The 15,618-nt window shown below is 37.3% G+C and carries 17 protein-coding genes and 1 riboswitch; of the genes, 4 read left to right on the forward strand and 13 right to left on the reverse strand.

Annotated elements, in window-relative coordinates; genetic code table 11:
• Positions 1 to 532: 532 nt before the first annotated feature.
• The 9 genes from FTX43_RS05425 to brnQ form a co-directional block, all read right to left on the reverse strand.
• A complete protein-coding gene (locus FTX43_RS05425) occupies positions 533 to 949 on the reverse strand; it encodes a hypothetical protein (RefSeq protein WP_261801554.1) in 417 nt (138 codons plus the stop codon).
• Positions 950 to 1,154: 205 nt separating this feature from the next.
• Positions 1,155 to 1,307: a cyclic lactone autoinducer peptide gene (locus tag FTX43_RS15500; protein ID WP_002335130.1), complete on the reverse strand. Its 153-nt coding sequence runs from the start codon at positions 1,305 to 1,307 to the stop codon at positions 1,155 to 1,157.
• Positions 1,279 to 1,878, reverse strand: coding sequence for an accessory gene regulator B family protein (locus tag FTX43_RS05435; RefSeq protein ID WP_087063734.1), 600 nt, complete (start codon positions 1,876 to 1,878; stop codon positions 1,279 to 1,281). The genes FTX43_RS15500 and FTX43_RS05435 overlap by 29 nt, the downstream gene beginning before the upstream one ends.
• 91 nt (positions 1,879 to 1,969) lie before the next feature.
• A complete protein-coding gene (locus tag FTX43_RS05440; protein ID WP_002309780.1) occupies positions 1,970 to 2,722 on the reverse strand; it encodes a LytTR family DNA-binding domain-containing protein in 753 nt (250 codons plus the stop codon).
• 14 nt (positions 2,723 to 2,736) lie between these two features.
• The gene (locus FTX43_RS15145) at positions 2,737 to 3,285 is read right to left on the reverse strand and encodes a GHKL domain-containing protein (protein ID WP_261801555.1); all 549 of its coding nucleotides are present in this window, start codon (positions 3,283 to 3,285) and stop codon (positions 2,737 to 2,739) included.
• Positions 3,286 to 3,290: 5 nt separating this feature from the next.
• Positions 3,291 to 3,998 carry a hypothetical protein gene (locus FTX43_RS15150; protein ID WP_261801556.1) on the reverse strand — a complete coding sequence of 236 codons (708 nt, stop codon included), beginning with the start codon at positions 3,996 to 3,998 and terminating at the stop codon, positions 3,291 to 3,293.
• A gap of 208 nt (positions 3,999 to 4,206) precedes the next feature.
• A complete protein-coding gene (locus FTX43_RS05450; protein ID WP_147606829.1) occupies positions 4,207 to 4,785 on the reverse strand; it encodes a hypothetical protein in 579 nt (192 codons plus the stop codon).
• A gap of 104 nt (positions 4,786 to 4,889) precedes the next feature.
• Positions 4,890 to 5,750: a hypothetical protein gene (locus FTX43_RS05455; protein ID WP_147606830.1), complete on the reverse strand. Its 861-nt coding sequence runs from the start codon at positions 5,748 to 5,750 to the stop codon at positions 4,890 to 4,892.
• 534 nt (positions 5,751 to 6,284) lie between these two features.
• Positions 6,285 to 7,637: a branched-chain amino acid transport system II carrier protein gene (gene brnQ, locus FTX43_RS05460; protein WP_002309777.1), complete on the reverse strand. Its 1,353-nt coding sequence runs from the start codon at positions 7,635 to 7,637 to the stop codon at positions 6,285 to 6,287.
• Positions 7,638 to 7,783: 146 nt separating this feature from the next.
• Between brnQ and FTX43_RS05465 the strand changes: the two genes are divergently transcribed.
• Positions 7,784 to 8,374: a TMEM175 family protein gene (locus FTX43_RS05465; RefSeq protein ID WP_002312417.1), complete on the forward strand. Its 591-nt coding sequence runs from the start codon at positions 7,784 to 7,786 to the stop codon at positions 8,372 to 8,374.
• Positions 8,375 to 8,539: 165 nt separating this feature from the next.
• On the opposite strand, the gene FTX43_RS05470 is transcribed toward FTX43_RS05465, so the two are convergent.
• The 4 genes from FTX43_RS05470 to FTX43_RS05490 all read right to left on the reverse strand — a co-directional run bounded on the left by FTX43_RS05470 (position 8,540) and on the right by FTX43_RS05490 (position 13,267).
• Entirely contained in the window at positions 8,540 to 9,889 is a 1,350-nt protein-coding gene (locus tag FTX43_RS05470) for an amino acid permease (protein WP_002293445.1), read from the reverse strand.
• Between the two features lie 168 nt (positions 9,890 to 10,057).
• Positions 10,058 to 10,798, reverse strand: a complete 741-nt coding sequence (locus FTX43_RS05475) for an amino acid ABC transporter ATP-binding protein (protein ID WP_002293446.1) — start codon at positions 10,796 to 10,798, stop codon at positions 10,058 to 10,060.
• A gap of 12 nt (positions 10,799 to 10,810) precedes the next feature.
• On the reverse strand, positions 10,811 to 12,403 hold the full coding sequence (locus FTX43_RS05480; RefSeq protein ID WP_002293447.1) for an ABC transporter permease subunit: 1,593 nt from the start codon (positions 12,401 to 12,403) through the stop codon (positions 10,811 to 10,813).
• A gap of 137 nt (positions 12,404 to 12,540) precedes the next feature.
• Positions 12,541 to 12,715, reverse strand: a riboswitch (Lysine riboswitch).
• Positions 12,716 to 12,970: 255 nt separating this feature from the next.
• Entirely contained in the window at positions 12,971 to 13,267 is a 297-nt protein-coding gene (locus FTX43_RS05490) for a hypothetical protein (RefSeq protein WP_002293448.1), read from the reverse strand.
• A 175-nt stretch (positions 13,268 to 13,442) separates the two neighbouring features.
• Between FTX43_RS05490 and FTX43_RS05495 the strand changes: the two genes are divergently transcribed.
• The 3 genes from FTX43_RS05495 to FTX43_RS05505 are packed head-to-tail and all read left to right on the forward strand — an operon-like array spanning position 13,443 to position 15,527.
• On the forward strand, positions 13,443 to 14,168 hold the full coding sequence (locus tag FTX43_RS05495; RefSeq protein WP_002312419.1) for an NAD-dependent protein deacylase: 726 nt from the start codon (positions 13,443 to 13,445) through the stop codon (positions 14,166 to 14,168).
• Positions 14,161 to 15,003 carry a chorismate mutase gene (locus FTX43_RS05500; RefSeq protein WP_002316586.1) on the forward strand — a complete coding sequence of 281 codons (843 nt, stop codon included), beginning with the start codon at positions 14,161 to 14,163 and terminating at the stop codon, positions 15,001 to 15,003. Before FTX43_RS05495 ends, FTX43_RS05500 begins: the two co-directional genes overlap by 8 nt.
• A 2-nt stretch (positions 15,004 to 15,005) precedes the next feature.
• A complete protein-coding gene (locus tag FTX43_RS05505; protein ID WP_002316587.1) occupies positions 15,006 to 15,527 on the forward strand; it encodes a transcription repressor NadR in 522 nt (173 codons plus the stop codon).
• Positions 15,528 to 15,618: the final 91 nt, after the last annotated feature.

Raw genomic sequence — 15,618 nt, forward strand, 5'->3', positions numbered from 1 at the left:
GAACCCAATAACAGCAACTAATAGCGCTATAATTGAAAGTATAACATCGTAAGAAGTTATATCATGAAATCTAAGTATAGGTGAAACTAATGTAACAAGACTGCACAAAAATATTCGTTCGCTCCTATGAGATTGCGGATCATACGTCATACTTTTCCATGTTACATTTACGATATTTTTGCGTAGCAAATATGTCCACAAAACAATCACTAATAGGATAGTTATGACAATTAGAATCCACGCAATCAAACCATAATACTTAATTTGCTGTATTAGAGAAGATGCTATTACCAAAAGTACATATAGTCCAATCAACCCTATATATCTCTTTTTCTTATTATTAGCCATCGCTAAACACCCTCTCTTTAAATGCACCGATTAATTAGGAAGCTTTCCAAGTTACATGATCTAAATACATATAAATTGCACCACCTGAAGGATGCGCCTGAACAGCTGTAATGGATTCTTTACAACGACTTCTAAAGCCATTGAAGCCAAGTCCTACAAAACCGCCAACAATACTACCAGGTATTCAACCTAGAGCGCTTGAAAAGATTGCTATTGCATCTCCAATTGCTCCCATTCCATAAGTTTTATTAAACATTGCAATTAAATTTTTACCATCTGCTGTTGATGTATATCTTATTTTAACACCAATATAGATAATTGACGAAGTATATCGAAGATTAGGACTGTTTGGATCAAGAATATGTTCATTTCCATTCTCGTCAATTCCTATAATTTCAAAATTTTGAAAATCATTTTGATCTAAAATAGAAGATGCTCCCAATGTTTGGTTCAATGTTACCGGTAATGTAGTTGAATTTGTAGTCGTAGCAGTGGATGTTGGAACCTCTGCCGCTGAAGCAGTTACAGTTGGAACAACTGTCGATCCAATAATAGAAACACCCAGTGTAGCAACAACAATTTTCGACACAGTTTTTAACATAAGTACACCTCTTCATTATATAATTTTTAACTAAATCTCAGGACTAGAAATTTCTTTTTCATTCCTCTTTTCACCTCAGTATTATCCTAAAAAATAGTATTTGATAAAGAATAAATATTTAATAAAATAGAACACAAGCTCAGAAAACAACCTAGTTTTTTAACAGATTATCTTTGCTTCTGATAAATTGTCGTTTAACCTATGTCTATTTAACTATCTCTTTTAACTCGTCAGGCATATCAGGTTCATAAGTCGCTAAAAAACAGCAATTTTGAATTGAATGACTGAAAATACTTAGTGCTAGAGTTGCTAAACATCCTAAAAGAACTCTATTCAACTTTAAAACTTTTACCAACACGATACCTCCTCTTTAATTCATTAAGTAATACCAATAAGTTACTGATAAAAACTCCCCAAACCATGAATACCGTTAGGTCTGTAAAAGGTGATAAAACACAAAGAATTAGAATATTGATAGTTGTTAAGAGAGGTTTTATGCGACTGTGATTTCCTACATCCTTACCAACGTATTTAGTATATGAAGGAGCAAACCGCCATGTCACAGCGATGAAAGTAATCGACACAATAACCAACCCCAATAAAGAGAACCTAAAATTCATCCAGTTTAAAAGAACAGCTGAGATAGGGAAACTAAAAATCCCAAAGAGAGTACATATCAAGCTGTTTTCAAAATGAAATCCATAGTTATTATGTCTCAAAATGCAAAAAGTAACATTAGATAAAAGCGTTTCCAAAAACACCCCGAAAATAATAGCACTTAGATATATGGCGAGCGCTTTAGATAAATTAACAATTAGAATTGTCAATCCATAATTAATTTTGAGAGAATCTTCTCTAGAGAATTCAAAATAGTTTACCATTTTTTTTAAAAGCAAATCAGATAATCTCTCTTCGATACTATTTCCCATTGGATTGCTCCTCTCTTACAAAAACAATGATAATACAGAAATTGAATCGACAACGAAACTTTCAAAAGAAACGGTTTTCATTTCATAAGTGTTAAGATAATGTTTTTTGCTTCTCTTTTAATTTAAATAGTAACCCTTTTAGATAACGTACTGATACATTACATTTTTGTCCATCAATCATTTGAATTAATTTTGTTTTAGTATTGACTACTTCAATATTGTTAATATTAACCACAGTAGACTGGTGACAACGATAAAATGCACTGTTGTAAGCAGAAATGTCCTTGATATTTGCATAAAATTCTAATTGCCGATTAAGCAAATGAACACTCAATTTATGAGCTACAGGTGTTGTTTCAAAAAATAAAATGTCATCTATTACAAGCTTGATGTCTGTGTAATTACTGCGTATCAGGATAAATTCTCGTTTATCAGGAGAAAACTTACTAATCCGATCAACGGTAGTATTTATTACTTCGATTATCTTTGGTTTAAGTTCCTCTTCACTCTTTTTCTGAATGAAGTCTAAAGCTTCAACTTTATGCAAAAAAGAAAGAAACGCCATCTCAGTATGGCTGGTGATGAAAACAATTTTTGCATGCGGATAACTTTCTCTTAACTGAGATGCTAAGATTATCCCATTCATTTCATGATTTAGTTCAATATCTAGTAAAAATAAATAATCATGTTGTTCCTGCGTTCTCCACTTTAGAATATCGTTTGGAAGATCAGTAGAAAGTTCTAATCGAGCATCTAAATCTACCATCATCAAATAATTCTTTACAATACGTTCAATTGATTGCCGTTGATCCTTATTATCCTCGCAAATAAATATCTTTAGCATTTGTATTCTCCTTCTTAATTAACAGTTAAAATTTGACAAAACTTATTGTCCTGAATAGATGTTTCTAGGGATAAATGGGCTTCGTGTGCAACAATAGAATCAAGGTTAGATAAACCCAAACCTCTATTCGATCCTTTTGTTGAATACCCTGAAACCTTCAACTGGTGAAGAGGTGGTAAATTTTCAGATACCGAGTTTGAGATAATAAAACTTACACTTCCCATATCTTTTAAAATGGCACATTCAATAAACCCTTCAGATTTCGCCATTCGGGTTGCTTCTACAGCATTATCTAAAATAATGCCAAGAGAGCGAACTAAAACTAATTCATCAACAGCAACAGAATCGACTTCATTAAAAACAAAAATTGATACCTTAGTTCTTTTTGTATCCACTGAATTGAGTTTAGATAAAAAAATGCTCTTTAAAGAAACTACCTTTAGATTTCCTAACTCCGATAGTTCTAATGAATTATCAAAAATTGTTTTTGATGTTTCCAAAATATTCTGTTTAAAGTATTTCGTAAGTTCTTCAAGATTACCTCGCTCGATATAATTTCCCATTGAAATTAACATATTCTTATAATTGTGTTTAAATGCTCGAAGGTCACTATACTTTTTTCAATGTCAGTCGCATATTGTTTAAGATAGTGTAAATAATTCTCAATTTCCTTATTTTTATAATACTTTCTTGCACTGAAAACAAAAATTGAAGCAGAAAAAAGAGATAAAAGAGAATACACGATGACGAAGTAACTATTGATCATTTCCATTTCTCGTTGATTTGTAACATGGCGCTCCATCGTAATTACGATAAAGTGTATGAGAAACGTTCCTGTTGCAATTAATGAAATCATCGGCATGTACAAATCATTCTCAAACAAAGAAGTCGTATTTACAAGCTTTCTAAAAGCAAAAGAAAGTAATAAAGCTACAATAACCGTATAAAAAAATCGGGTATATTCTCCTACATTTACATTGAACATAGGATTGATAAATAAAGTTAGATAGTCAGAAAATATAACAATGAGAATTGCAGAACTACTTGAAATCAAAGATTTATGTACCGTTGATTTGGCAACAAAAAAGTTCATTGCAATTAAATAGACCCACAAAAGACCAGTTGCAAATAATTCGAACTGTAAGTACACAAGTGAAAAAATTACAGCACTAATCACACTTAAAACAATAAATTTTCTATTTTTTTCTCGAAGTATTCTAAAACTTAAACTACACATCAAAAAATATTGGACAGATAATAAGATAATAGTTATCAACACGATCCACCTTCCCTAACATAAAATATGCACCCATTTATTACTACCACTTTAAACAGTCAAAAAATAATAATGTTATTTAACTCTATTGCATTTCTTTTCTTCACTTTTTCTATAAATATTCGTTTTCATTACAAATAATACAGTATATTTAATTATATTGCGACATAAATTAAATACACTGTAGTTTTTTTTAGGGATTATATTGTTATCTAATAGGCTTACCATTTGGTCCTGTATAAGAGTACCAACCGATACCTTCATACTTCCATCCGTATTTCGTGATATTGTCACGTTCAGCGGCATTCAGCGTGTAGAAATGTTCGCCGTTGTAACGATTGTATAGACGATAAACTGGATCGTCACTTGTTGGAGCTTGCCAACCAATACCTTCGTAATTCCAACCAATTCTTCTTAGATTATCTCGTTCTCCAGTATCTTGAGTGTAGAAGTGTTCTCCGCTATTTGGATTATACATGCGATACATAGGTATTGTTCTTACTGCACTACGAGCAAACCGACTCATTTGATCTTGTTGTAACTCTTCTTTTGGTGCTTGAGTCGCTTCAGCTTCAGACTGTCCTTCTTTCACTGGCGCTTCTAATTTTACTTCTTCTCCATTTACAATTGCTGTTTGCTCTTCGCTAGAACTATTGCTAGTTACTGTTTGTTGCGTAGTGTCATAAGTTGCATTATTCCCTGCTTCTTCCGCGAGGGCATTTTGTGTAGGAATCGTCCAAGTTGATAAAATAGTTGCACAAATCAACACTGTCCATTTATTTTTCATTTGATTTAATCCTCCGTCTTTTCATTAAAAAATTATATGATCAGAACCTTAAAAAATAAAACCGCATTATCGCTTGCTTTTTTTAGTATATCTTCTATAACTGACTAAAAAGGCATGCATAACATGCCATCAGACTGTAGACAAACCTTGACACGAACCATTTCCAGTAAGAAGAATTGATCTTCGATGAACATTCGATCAGCTACCGAGGCATCACGTCCGATTACGCCAGTTCGAGCGCTTTCAGTAAAAAGAGAACCATAAGAGATCAGTTTACGAAAAGCCGGATGGTCATTGATCGAAAAGCGATAAGCACCATGATCCGTTGTTCCTGTCAAATATTCCCGCATCAATGCATGACTGGTCACGTCTTGCGCGTATCTTTTTTGCAGACCTTGCGAGAAATTATAGGTACTAGTAGTAGAATCAATTCCCGAAGTGGCAAAAGCGGCCAATTCTTGTTGCAGGGCAGGATTATTGGAAGATAATTCATACAAGCTCGCATTCGTTTTGAGTAAGTCTGCAGTGGCGACGCCTAAGGAGGAACCTAATTGGTAAAAACTATAACCAAGTCCTGCTCCTAGGATAGCAGAAACTACTGCAGCAGAAGCAGGGAGGGAAACCAATGCAGAACTTAATGTAGCACCAACAGCAGAAAAAGGAGAGAGAAAAGAGGAGAAACTGACGCCACCGGTTAAAGGAACCAATGCTGCATTGTGCGGATCTGGTTCTTGGGTAGTGACAGGGATACGAGAGATAGACGGGAGTTCAGGAACAACTTCGGTCGTCGCATGTTGTTCTGCTTTAATCGTATACGTTTCTTGGGCGTGCGTTTGGACAGGCGTGGCAGCAAATGGCAGAAGTGTCAACACAACAAAAAACAAATGAGTGAGTTTTTTCATGTTTTCTCCTTTCAAGAACACGTGCGGCTGATCGACAAGGGGGTCTTTTGCACCTCCGTTCATTCGTATTCGCTTACACATTTAATTATTCTTGAAAAAACAAAAGAATACAAGGCGTAATAGAAAAATCAATTTAAAAAAATGTTTTTATATTATTGGTATTTCCTTCGTGTATTCTCATGGAAGACAGTAGTTATGTCAAATAATCATTTGTTTTGGACGCATAATCGTTCACGTAACTGATAAAGAAAAAGAAGGGAGAAATTTATTTGTTTTGGAATTAAAGTTATTTAATGTTTGCTTTTTTATTATGTAAAAATAACTTTATTTGTAAAAAAGAGGTTGTGACTGAAGTGGTCAGCTTCAAGAAATAAGAAGGAATTGACGAAAATTGCTTCTCAAATTTTTGTAAAATATCGGCTTATTTTTCGAAGAAGCTACTTCTGGAACACCGTTTATTCGGAAAAAAGGTCTGTGACAAGACTTTTGTCACAGACCTTTTGCTTTTTATTGATCCTGCGATTACTCGTCGCAATTTTTGTGAGAGCTTTTTCGCAAACTCTTTCTTAAAAAGTGTTCAAGAGACAATCTCTTTTATCAATCCGCTACTTCTTCTTTCTTAGCGAAACTCCAAATCAGTCCGATAACAAAACCGATAACTGCTGGTACGATCCACCCCATCCCCAATTTGAAAAACGGCAAGTAGCTTTCCGCAGCATGTAAAAGATTTTGAACGATAGGGGTTTGCTTAATAGATTCGGGGCAGGCATTCAACCCATCAAAAATCGAAGCAATCAACGTAAAATAGGTAGTCATCCGATAAACAGCTGTACGCTGCTTAAACAAAGGACCAACCAACACTAACAGAATCAATGTCATTGCTAATGGATAGATGAACATCAAAACAGGCAATGAAAATTGAATGATATTCGTCAAGCCAACATTTGCCGCTAAACAGGGAAGGATACTGGCAAGTGCAACAAAAAAGGCGTAATTTCTTTGTGGGAACAAATCTGTGAATGTTTCTGCAAAAGCTGTAATCAAACCAATACCAGTCTTCAAACAAGCTAATATAACGATGAATGCTAATAAGATACTACCATAAGTGCCTAAATAATGATCAGCAATCTGAGCCAGCGTGATTCCGCCATTTTCACTTAGAGCAAAGCTACCTAAGCTCATAGCACCTAAATAAGCGAGCAAAGTATAAATGATTCCCATCAATATAATGCTGATCGCACCAGATTTGATCGTGTCTTTAGCAATTTCAGCAGGTTTTGTTACACCCATGTTTTGGATCGTCGTAACGATGATGATTCCAAATGCTAAAGCAGCAAGCGCATCTAATGTGTTATATCCTTGAGTAAATCCTGTGAAAAAAGCATGGTCTTGGTAATTTGGCTGAATAGGCGCTTGATTGACAGAGCCTAGTGGATTCAAAAAAGCAAGGAGAAGCAATGCCCCTAATAAAGCCAAAAATGCAGGATTCAGGAATTTTCCAACATAATCTAATATCTTTGTCGGTTTTCTTGAAAACCACCAAGCCAGCACAAAAAATACAATACTGAAAATTGCTAGATATAGCGTCTGTCTGCTAGGATCGATAAATGGTGCTAAACCAATCTCGAAAGATGTGGTTGCAAGGCGAGGTAAAGCAAAAAACGGTCCGATAACTAAGTAAAGCAAGATGGTAAAAACCATCGCATATGTTTGATTTATCCGTTTTGCTAATTCATATACACCTGAGCTTTTCGATACACCAATGGCAATCACTCCTAAGAAGGGAAGACCGATACCGGTAACCAAGAAACCTAGATTCGCCCAAAAGGTAGCAGCACCTGCTTCTTGACCCAAATGAACGGGAAAGATAAGATTTCCAGCACCAAAAAATAGACCGAAAAGCATGGAGCCTATAAAAAGATAGTCTTTAAATGATAATTTTTTTGTCATACATAACTCCTTTACGGTTTTTTTAAAAGTAACAAAATTTCGAAAAATATGCAACAATTTTCAGAAAATTTCCTATATAAAACGATGGTTATTTAATAACACAAGTGATAAAATAAAAGCGCTGAATCATCTGAGGAGGAAACATCGTGACAAAGTCGAGATTAGAAGCATTTACTGATGGAGTAGTGGCCATCGTTTTGACAGTTCTTGTATTAGACATCAAGATTCCTGATCCATCTGGTATCCATTCTTTATGGGCCATCCGAAATACATTATTAGCTTATGCAATCAGTTTTATATTTGTTGCGGTAATCTGGGTGAACCATCATCGTATATTCCAGATGGCAGAACGCATCAATTACCGAGTGGTCTGGTCGAATATCTTTTGGCTCTTCTGGCTGACTTTATGTCCTTCCGTTACTAGTTGGGTCGGGCGTAACCCTGAAGCTTTTTGGCCTGAGATGGCTTATGTCTTAGTATACACGATGTGGAGTTTTTCTTTTGGTATATTGATGAGGCAAATCATGAAAGCAAATAAACCAGATTCCCATGTCGTGAGAGTTTTGTCAAAGGACCATCGAAGTTTTATCTCTATGTTTATTAACTTATGTTTGATTGCCGGTATCTTTTTTGTACCGATGATTGGGTTATTCGGACGTTTTTTCGTATCTGGTATTTGGATTTTTTCCTATAAAAAAGCAGATGCCTATTATCAGCGGTTGTTTCCGGGGAAATAAAAAGAGCTGTGACAAAAATATTGTCACAGCCCTTTTTCCGAATAAACGGTGTTCTCCTGCCAACTCCTCGGTCACAAGTCACAATATTCAACAAACATGAGAAGCTGTTTTTTTGAAATTGATCCTTGTGACTCAGAGTGAAACGGCAGGCTCACAACCTCTTTCTTACTTCTTACGTTCATATTTCATATGATAGATCAGTAAGAGAAGCAAGAACCACACAGGTGTCAGTAATAAAGCGATTCTCGTATCTTTTCCTAGGAACAAGACGACACACACAAAGGCCATATAAAGAAAGACCAAATAATTACTCAATGGGTACAGCGGCATTTTAAATGAATGAGCTTTTTTGCCGATGATACTTTTACGATATTTCATATGCGTGTAGACAAGCATACTCCAAATAAACAAGAAACAAGTAGTGGCAATACTGCTTACGAGTGTGAATACTTCACTAGGCATCACGTAATTCAAGATAACCGAAATGAAAATGACGATCGTAGAAAATGTCAAAGCATTCCCTGGAACATGATGTGTTGTTAACTTTTTGAATTTTTTAGGAGCACTTCCTTCTTGTGCTAAAGAACGAAGCATACGTCCTGTACTGTATATGGCGCTGTTGCAGGCAGAAGCTGCTGCACTTAATACGACTAGATTGATCAAGGATGCAGCAATCGTGATCCCAATTTCCGAAAATACCTCTACAAATGGACTATTATCTGGATTCAAGCTATTCCATGGATAGATGGCCATAATGACAAAAAGAGAGCCTAAGTAAAATAAGATGATCCGGATAGGAATATTATTGATAGCTTCCGGCAATACTTTTTCAGGATTTTCTGTTTCCCCAGCGACTAATCCAACTAATTCGATCCCAGCAAAAGCAAAGGTCACCATTTGGAAAGCCAAGATGAATCCTTTAGCACCAGTCGGAAAGAATCCGCCATGAGACCATAGATTCGTGATGCTGGCTGTGCCAATATCTGTCGTATAGTGGGTGAGGATCATATAAGCACCTACGAGGATAAAGGCAATGATCGCTACAACCTTGATCAAGGCAAACCAAAACTCTAACTCACCAAACAATGATACAGCCACCATATTCAAGCAAAGAAGAAGACCTAATGCAATCAGTTCAGGAAGCCACTGAGGAACACCAGGTGCCCAGTAGCGTACATACATCCCAATGGCTGTTAAATCTGCCATTGCAATCGATACCCAGCAGAACCAATACGTCCAACCAGTGATGAAAGCCGCTTTTTTGCCAAGATATTCTGCAACAAAATCCAGAAAAGAATGGTTATTAGTGTTTGATAACAGAAGTTCGCCTAACGCACGCATAATGAAAAAACAGATACATCCAGTGATGAGATAGGCGAGCAATATCGAAGGGCCAGCTAGCTGGATAGACTTTCCGGAGCCTAAAAACAGCCCCGTTCCAATCGCTCCGCCAATAGAAATCAGTTGGACATGTCTATTTTTCAGTCCACGCTGCAGTTCTTGCTCTTCATTCATTTTTAAATCATCCTAACTAAAAAAGTTTATATTACTTCCATATTAAGAGAGTTTTCTGAAAAACACAACTAAGATTCCAAAATTTTCAGAAATTTACTATTTATGAGTAGGCGCAAAAAAAGAACTGCGGTAAACACCGCAGCTCTCTGTCCCAATCAGCGATTGATCCTAAGCATTTAAAATACGTGAAAGGAATTCTTTTGTACGTTCTTCTTTCGGATGGACAAAGATATCTTCTGGTGTACCTTCTTCTGCAATCACACCTTTATCCATAAAAATGACACGGTCAGATACATCTTTTGCAAATTCCATCTCATGCGTCACGATAAGCATCGTCAAGCCAGTATGTGCTAAGTCTTTGATCGTATTAAGCACTTCACCAACCATTTCAGGGTCTAACGCCGAAGTAGGTTCATCGAATAACAATACATCTGGATTCATCGATAATGCCCGAGCAATTGCGACACGCTGCTTCTGCCCGCCAGACAATTGTGCTGGTTTAGCTTCGACATAACGATCCATACCAACTTTTTCCAGATTTTCGATTGCTACTTTTTTGGCAGTTTCTTTATCTCGTTTCAGGACAGTTGTTTGTCCAGACATACAGTTTTCCAAGACGTTCATATTATTGAAGAGATTGAAGGATTGGAAAACCATACCTAGATTTGTTCGATATTTAGGTAAATTATATTTAGGAGCTAATACATTTTCTCCATTATAAATGATCTCGCCGCCTGTTGGTTTTTCTAGCAAATTGATACAGCGCAAGAAAGTAGATTTACCAGAACCAGAAGAACCGATGATCGTCACAACTTCACCTTTGTTGACTGTCACGCTGATATCTTTCAATACTTCATTTTCACCGAAGCTTTTTCTTAGATGGTTGATTTCAATAATTTTTTCACTCATGATTCTTCCTCCTTATTCCTGCAAATTTGAATTGTCGATTTCTTCAAGCTTTGTGTAAGCAGAAGGTCCATCGATTTTCTTTTCTACCGCACGCAGGATTCTGGTGATCGTAAAGGTCATGACTAAGTAGATGATCCCGACGATCGTAAATGTTTGGAAGAATTGGAAATTCGCACCGGAAGCAGAGTTCCCCTGGAAGAACAAGTCAGCTACGCCGATTACACTTAAAACGGCTGTATCTTTGATATTGATAACAAATTCATTCCCCGTTGCCGGCAAAATATTCCGTAAAACTTGTGGAATAACAACTTTTCTCATCGTTTGGCCATGGGTCATACCAATGGCTTGCGCAGCTTCGAACTGTCCTTCATCTACTGCAAAAATTCCCCCACGGACGATTTCTGTCATGTAAGCTCCAGTATTGAGAGAGACGATAAACAAAGCGGCAATCGTTCGATTCAACGAAATACCAAAAGCGAGTGCCAGGCCGTAGAAGATGACCATTGCTTGTACCATCATCGGTGTTCCGCGGAATATTTCGACATAGATAGATAGAAGTGCATTTCCGATTTTTTGGAAGAAGCGAGTCAGTGCATTTCCTGATTCAGGTACCGAACGGAAGACACCAATCAGTAATCCAAGTGTGGTACCGACAACTGTCCCGATCAATGCGATGAACAAGGTAAGTCCAGCACCTCGTAAGAACATATTGCCGTATTGTTTCCAAATCGTAGTGAAGTCAGAAATGATGCCGGGTTTTTCTTCACTATCAGTTGCAGCAGGCTGATCTTTGACTGCTTGGTCCATGATTTTTGTTCGTTCATCGTTAGAGATGCCAGAAAGAATCTGGTTTACTTTTTGGATATCTGGGTCGCCTTTACGCATACCAACAGAAATCTGAACATCTTCCGGGTTTGTCTGGAAGCCATCTGCACCACTGAATTCGAGCATTTCCAAGTCTTTGTTCACACTAGTTGCCGTTACACCTTCCGGACGTTCGCTGACATAACCATCGATCATTCCAGAAGCTAACGCTGTTCTCATGGCTGAGAAATTATCCATTGCTTGTTGTTTCTGCACATCCGGTATCTGATCGATCACAGTATAATGGAAGGTATTTAACTGAGCAGTAATCTTTGCTCCAGAAAGATCTGCTAAACTTTTTGCTTTTGCGTATTTGCCATCTTTCTGGACTACTACTACTAATTGTGATTCATAATATGGATCGGTAAAATCAATTTCTTTTCGTCGTTCAGCAGTAGGGCTCATTCCGGCGATGATCGCATCGATCTTGCCTGATTGAAGGGCAGGAGCCAGACCATCCCATTTTGTTTGGACGATGACTAATTTTTTCCCTAAACCATCTGCTACTTTTTTAGCGATTTGAACATCATAACCGCCGGCGTAACTATTTTGGCCTTGGATTGGCAAGGCGTTATTCTCGTCTGTTTGTTGAGACCAGTTGAAGGGTGCATACCCAGCCTCCATACCTACGCGAAACTCATCGCTCGGTGTTTTTTCATCTGCATTTGCCAGAGATCCCACACTGAATAGTGAGAAGACAAAAGCAAATAGTACGGCAACTGAAACCATATTTTTTTTCATTTTTTTCTCCCTTTCTGATTATATGATACACGAGCGGTCTAGATGAAATGCGGTAAAGCTTTATCTGAAAAAATAAAAAGCGACCGATTTATAGATATAAAAAGGCCGCTAAAATTCCATAAGGTGATAAACCTCTCACAAAACATAGCGCAACTTAGCATCACTGCTAAGACAGTCCGCAAGCTCTTAACTTGCGTCCCAACATACACTTCAAGCAAAAAAGTGTACATTTCGGCGATCCTCCCTATTCCTGCTTCTCCATGTTTGCTTCACTCCACAGGGTTAATGATTCTCGCGACCTCTACCTCATTGATTGAGGCATCTCGTATTCAGTTATTTATACAAAAAAAGTTTACGATACTCGAGAGGCTTTGTCAATCTATAACTGCTGTTTTTTGAAAATATACTGATAAATATAGAAATCTTTACTTTTACCGAAAAAACAATCAAAATGTGTATCATCTATCCATTGCAAACGATAGTATAATTATACACAAAAATGTATGTAACACAATAAAAAAAGAACTGAAACAGAAAATTTCCTGCATCCAGTTCCACCTCGATTATTTAAGCAGCCGCTTTCTTTGGCTCACGTCCTAGGATCGCTTGCAAAAGAACAACGACACCGTAAATGGCTAATATTAGATAAATCAAACTTGAGTATTGGGTGATTCCCCAGCCCCATGTTCGATAAACGGCTAATGTAATGGCTAAAACAATTGCGGCAATCACGTTGAATAAAGCAAAAGCCCAAAGATTTCCGTTTTCTTTGCGTACAAGGTAAAAAACAGAGAAATAAACACTTAACGCTAACCAGGCGATGCAAGCCAGAATAACGCCCCAGTAAATAAAGAATGGTAACATATCGATTCACCTCACTTTTATACAGCAGTATTGTAACACGTTTTCATTCTTTTGTCAGTGAGGATTGTGATAAATTGTTCAAATGTCCCTCACACTTTTTTATTCCTATTTTTCACACTTTTCAACAATAAATTTGTTTGAGTATGGGCTATAATGGAAAGTGAGGTGACAAAACATGAAACAAGGAACAGTAGACGAAGCAGCAAAAGAGATATTGACTCATCAGAAAATCACGTTTTTGACCGGTGCTGGGGTATCCACACCTTCTGGAGTGCCAGATTATCGATCACTGACAGGAATCTACCACGGAATGGAACAGCCGGAATACTTGCTGAGTCATCAAGCAATGGTGAATGAACCGGATAAATTCTATCAATTTGTCAAAAAGATCTATCATCCTGAAGCAAAACCAAATATTATTCATTTAGAAATGGCACATCTAGCGAAAGAAAAAAATATCTGGGTCGTTTCGCAAAATATCGACGGGTTGCACGCAAAAGCTAAGAGCCCGCAACTCGTCAATTTTCATGGAAGTTTGTATCAATGTCATTGTCGAAAATGTAAACAAACAGTAGACTGGAAAGAATATCTTCACAGCGACAAACATCAAGCATGCGGCGGACAAATACGCCCAAACATTGTGTTATATGGTGAAGGATTTCAAGATGAAGTCATTGAGCAGGCGGCTTACGCCGTCAGCCAAGCAGAGCTGGTCGTCATTGTTGGAACGAGTTTTCAAGTTCATCCATTTTGTGATCTGGTACAATTTCGCCAACCGTCAGCCAAAATTTTAGTAATCAATCAAACGCCTGTTTATTTAGCGGAACCTTATACGTTTATTCAGGAAGACGGAGCGGTTGTTTTCAAAAAAATACAAGAATTAGGAGTAGACTATGACTGAATTCAAAACAGAAAAAGAAAAGATGATTGCAGGCGAGCTTTATTTTGCCAATGACCCTGAGTTGGTTTCCGACCGTATGTTTGCAAGAAGTCAAAGCCAAATTATCAACCAAGCCGAATCAGCGGAATTGCGATCCCAATTGTTGAAAGAAACATTTGGTCGTACAGGGAAAAAAATCTATATGGAGCCAGTTATCAATTTTGATTACGGATATAATATATTTGTCGGTGAGAATTTTTATGCAAATTTCAACTGTACATTTTTAGATGTCAGCACGATCGAAATCGGTGATAACTGCATGTTTGCTCCCAATGTCCAGCTGTATACGGCAACACATCCATTACATCCAGTGAAACGTAACAGTGGTTTGGAGTACGCAAAACCCATAAAAATCGGTGATAATGTTTGGTTAGGCGGAGGCGTGATCGTCACGCCGGGTGTCACGCTAGGAAACAATGTAGTGGTCGGCGCAGGTTCGGTTGTGACCAAATCTTTCCCCGACAATGTAGTGATTGCAGGAAATCCTGCTCGTATCATCAAGACAGTAGAGGAAGAACCGTTAGAAGAGTCTCTTGAAACATTACGTCAAAAGATTGATACGATCGATCGAGAATTAGTTGCTTTATTAGAAAAAAGAATGGATACAGTAACTAAAATAGGACAAGTAAAAAAAGAAGGAAACCAAGCAGTTTATGATGAAAAAAGAGAGCAGCAAGTATTGGATAAAGTTGCTAAACTGCTGAAAAATAAGGGATACAAGGAAACAATAACAAACACATATGTTGATTTGATGAAACACTCGCGCGAATACCAAAACAAAATGAAGGAGGAATAAGTGTGATCGAAGGAGAGGCACGACGAAAACAAATCATGCAAACCTTGGCAAATACAGAAAAACCAGTGAGTGCTAGCAAGTTTGCGAAAACTTTTGGAGTCAGCCGTCAGATTATTGTCGGTGATATTGCTTTACTACGAGCGGCAGGTAAAAGTATCGTGGCAACAGCAAGAGGTTATATCCTTGAAACAGAAGAAACCAATACTGGACATATCAGTAAAATCGCGGTCCAGCACGGAAAAGATCAAACAGACGAAGAGTTGAGACTCATCGTTGAAAATGGCGGAGAAATCATTGATGTAATCGTAGAACATCCGCTTTACGGTGAATTAACAGGTACGTTGCACATTAAAACGCCACAAGACATCGATTCATTTATGAGACGTTATCAAAAGAGCAATGCTTCTTTATTATCCGAACTCACAGGAGGAATCCATCTGCATACGATCCGATACCCAGAAAAGCATATGCTGAAAACAATCAAGCAAAAACTAGCTGAAGCAGGTATCTTGTACGAAGGATGACTAGCTCCATAAAAAACAGTACCGAAGAACTGGCGAAATTTAAACGCCAGTTTTTTTATTTTCAAGAAAAAGGTGTTCGCTTTGTCTGCAC

Origin of the sequence: Enterococcus sp. DA9 (assembly GCF_008000875.1) — a bacterium.
Taxonomy (GTDB): domain Bacteria; phylum Bacillota; class Bacilli; order Lactobacillales; family Enterococcaceae; genus Enterococcus_B; species Enterococcus_B lactis.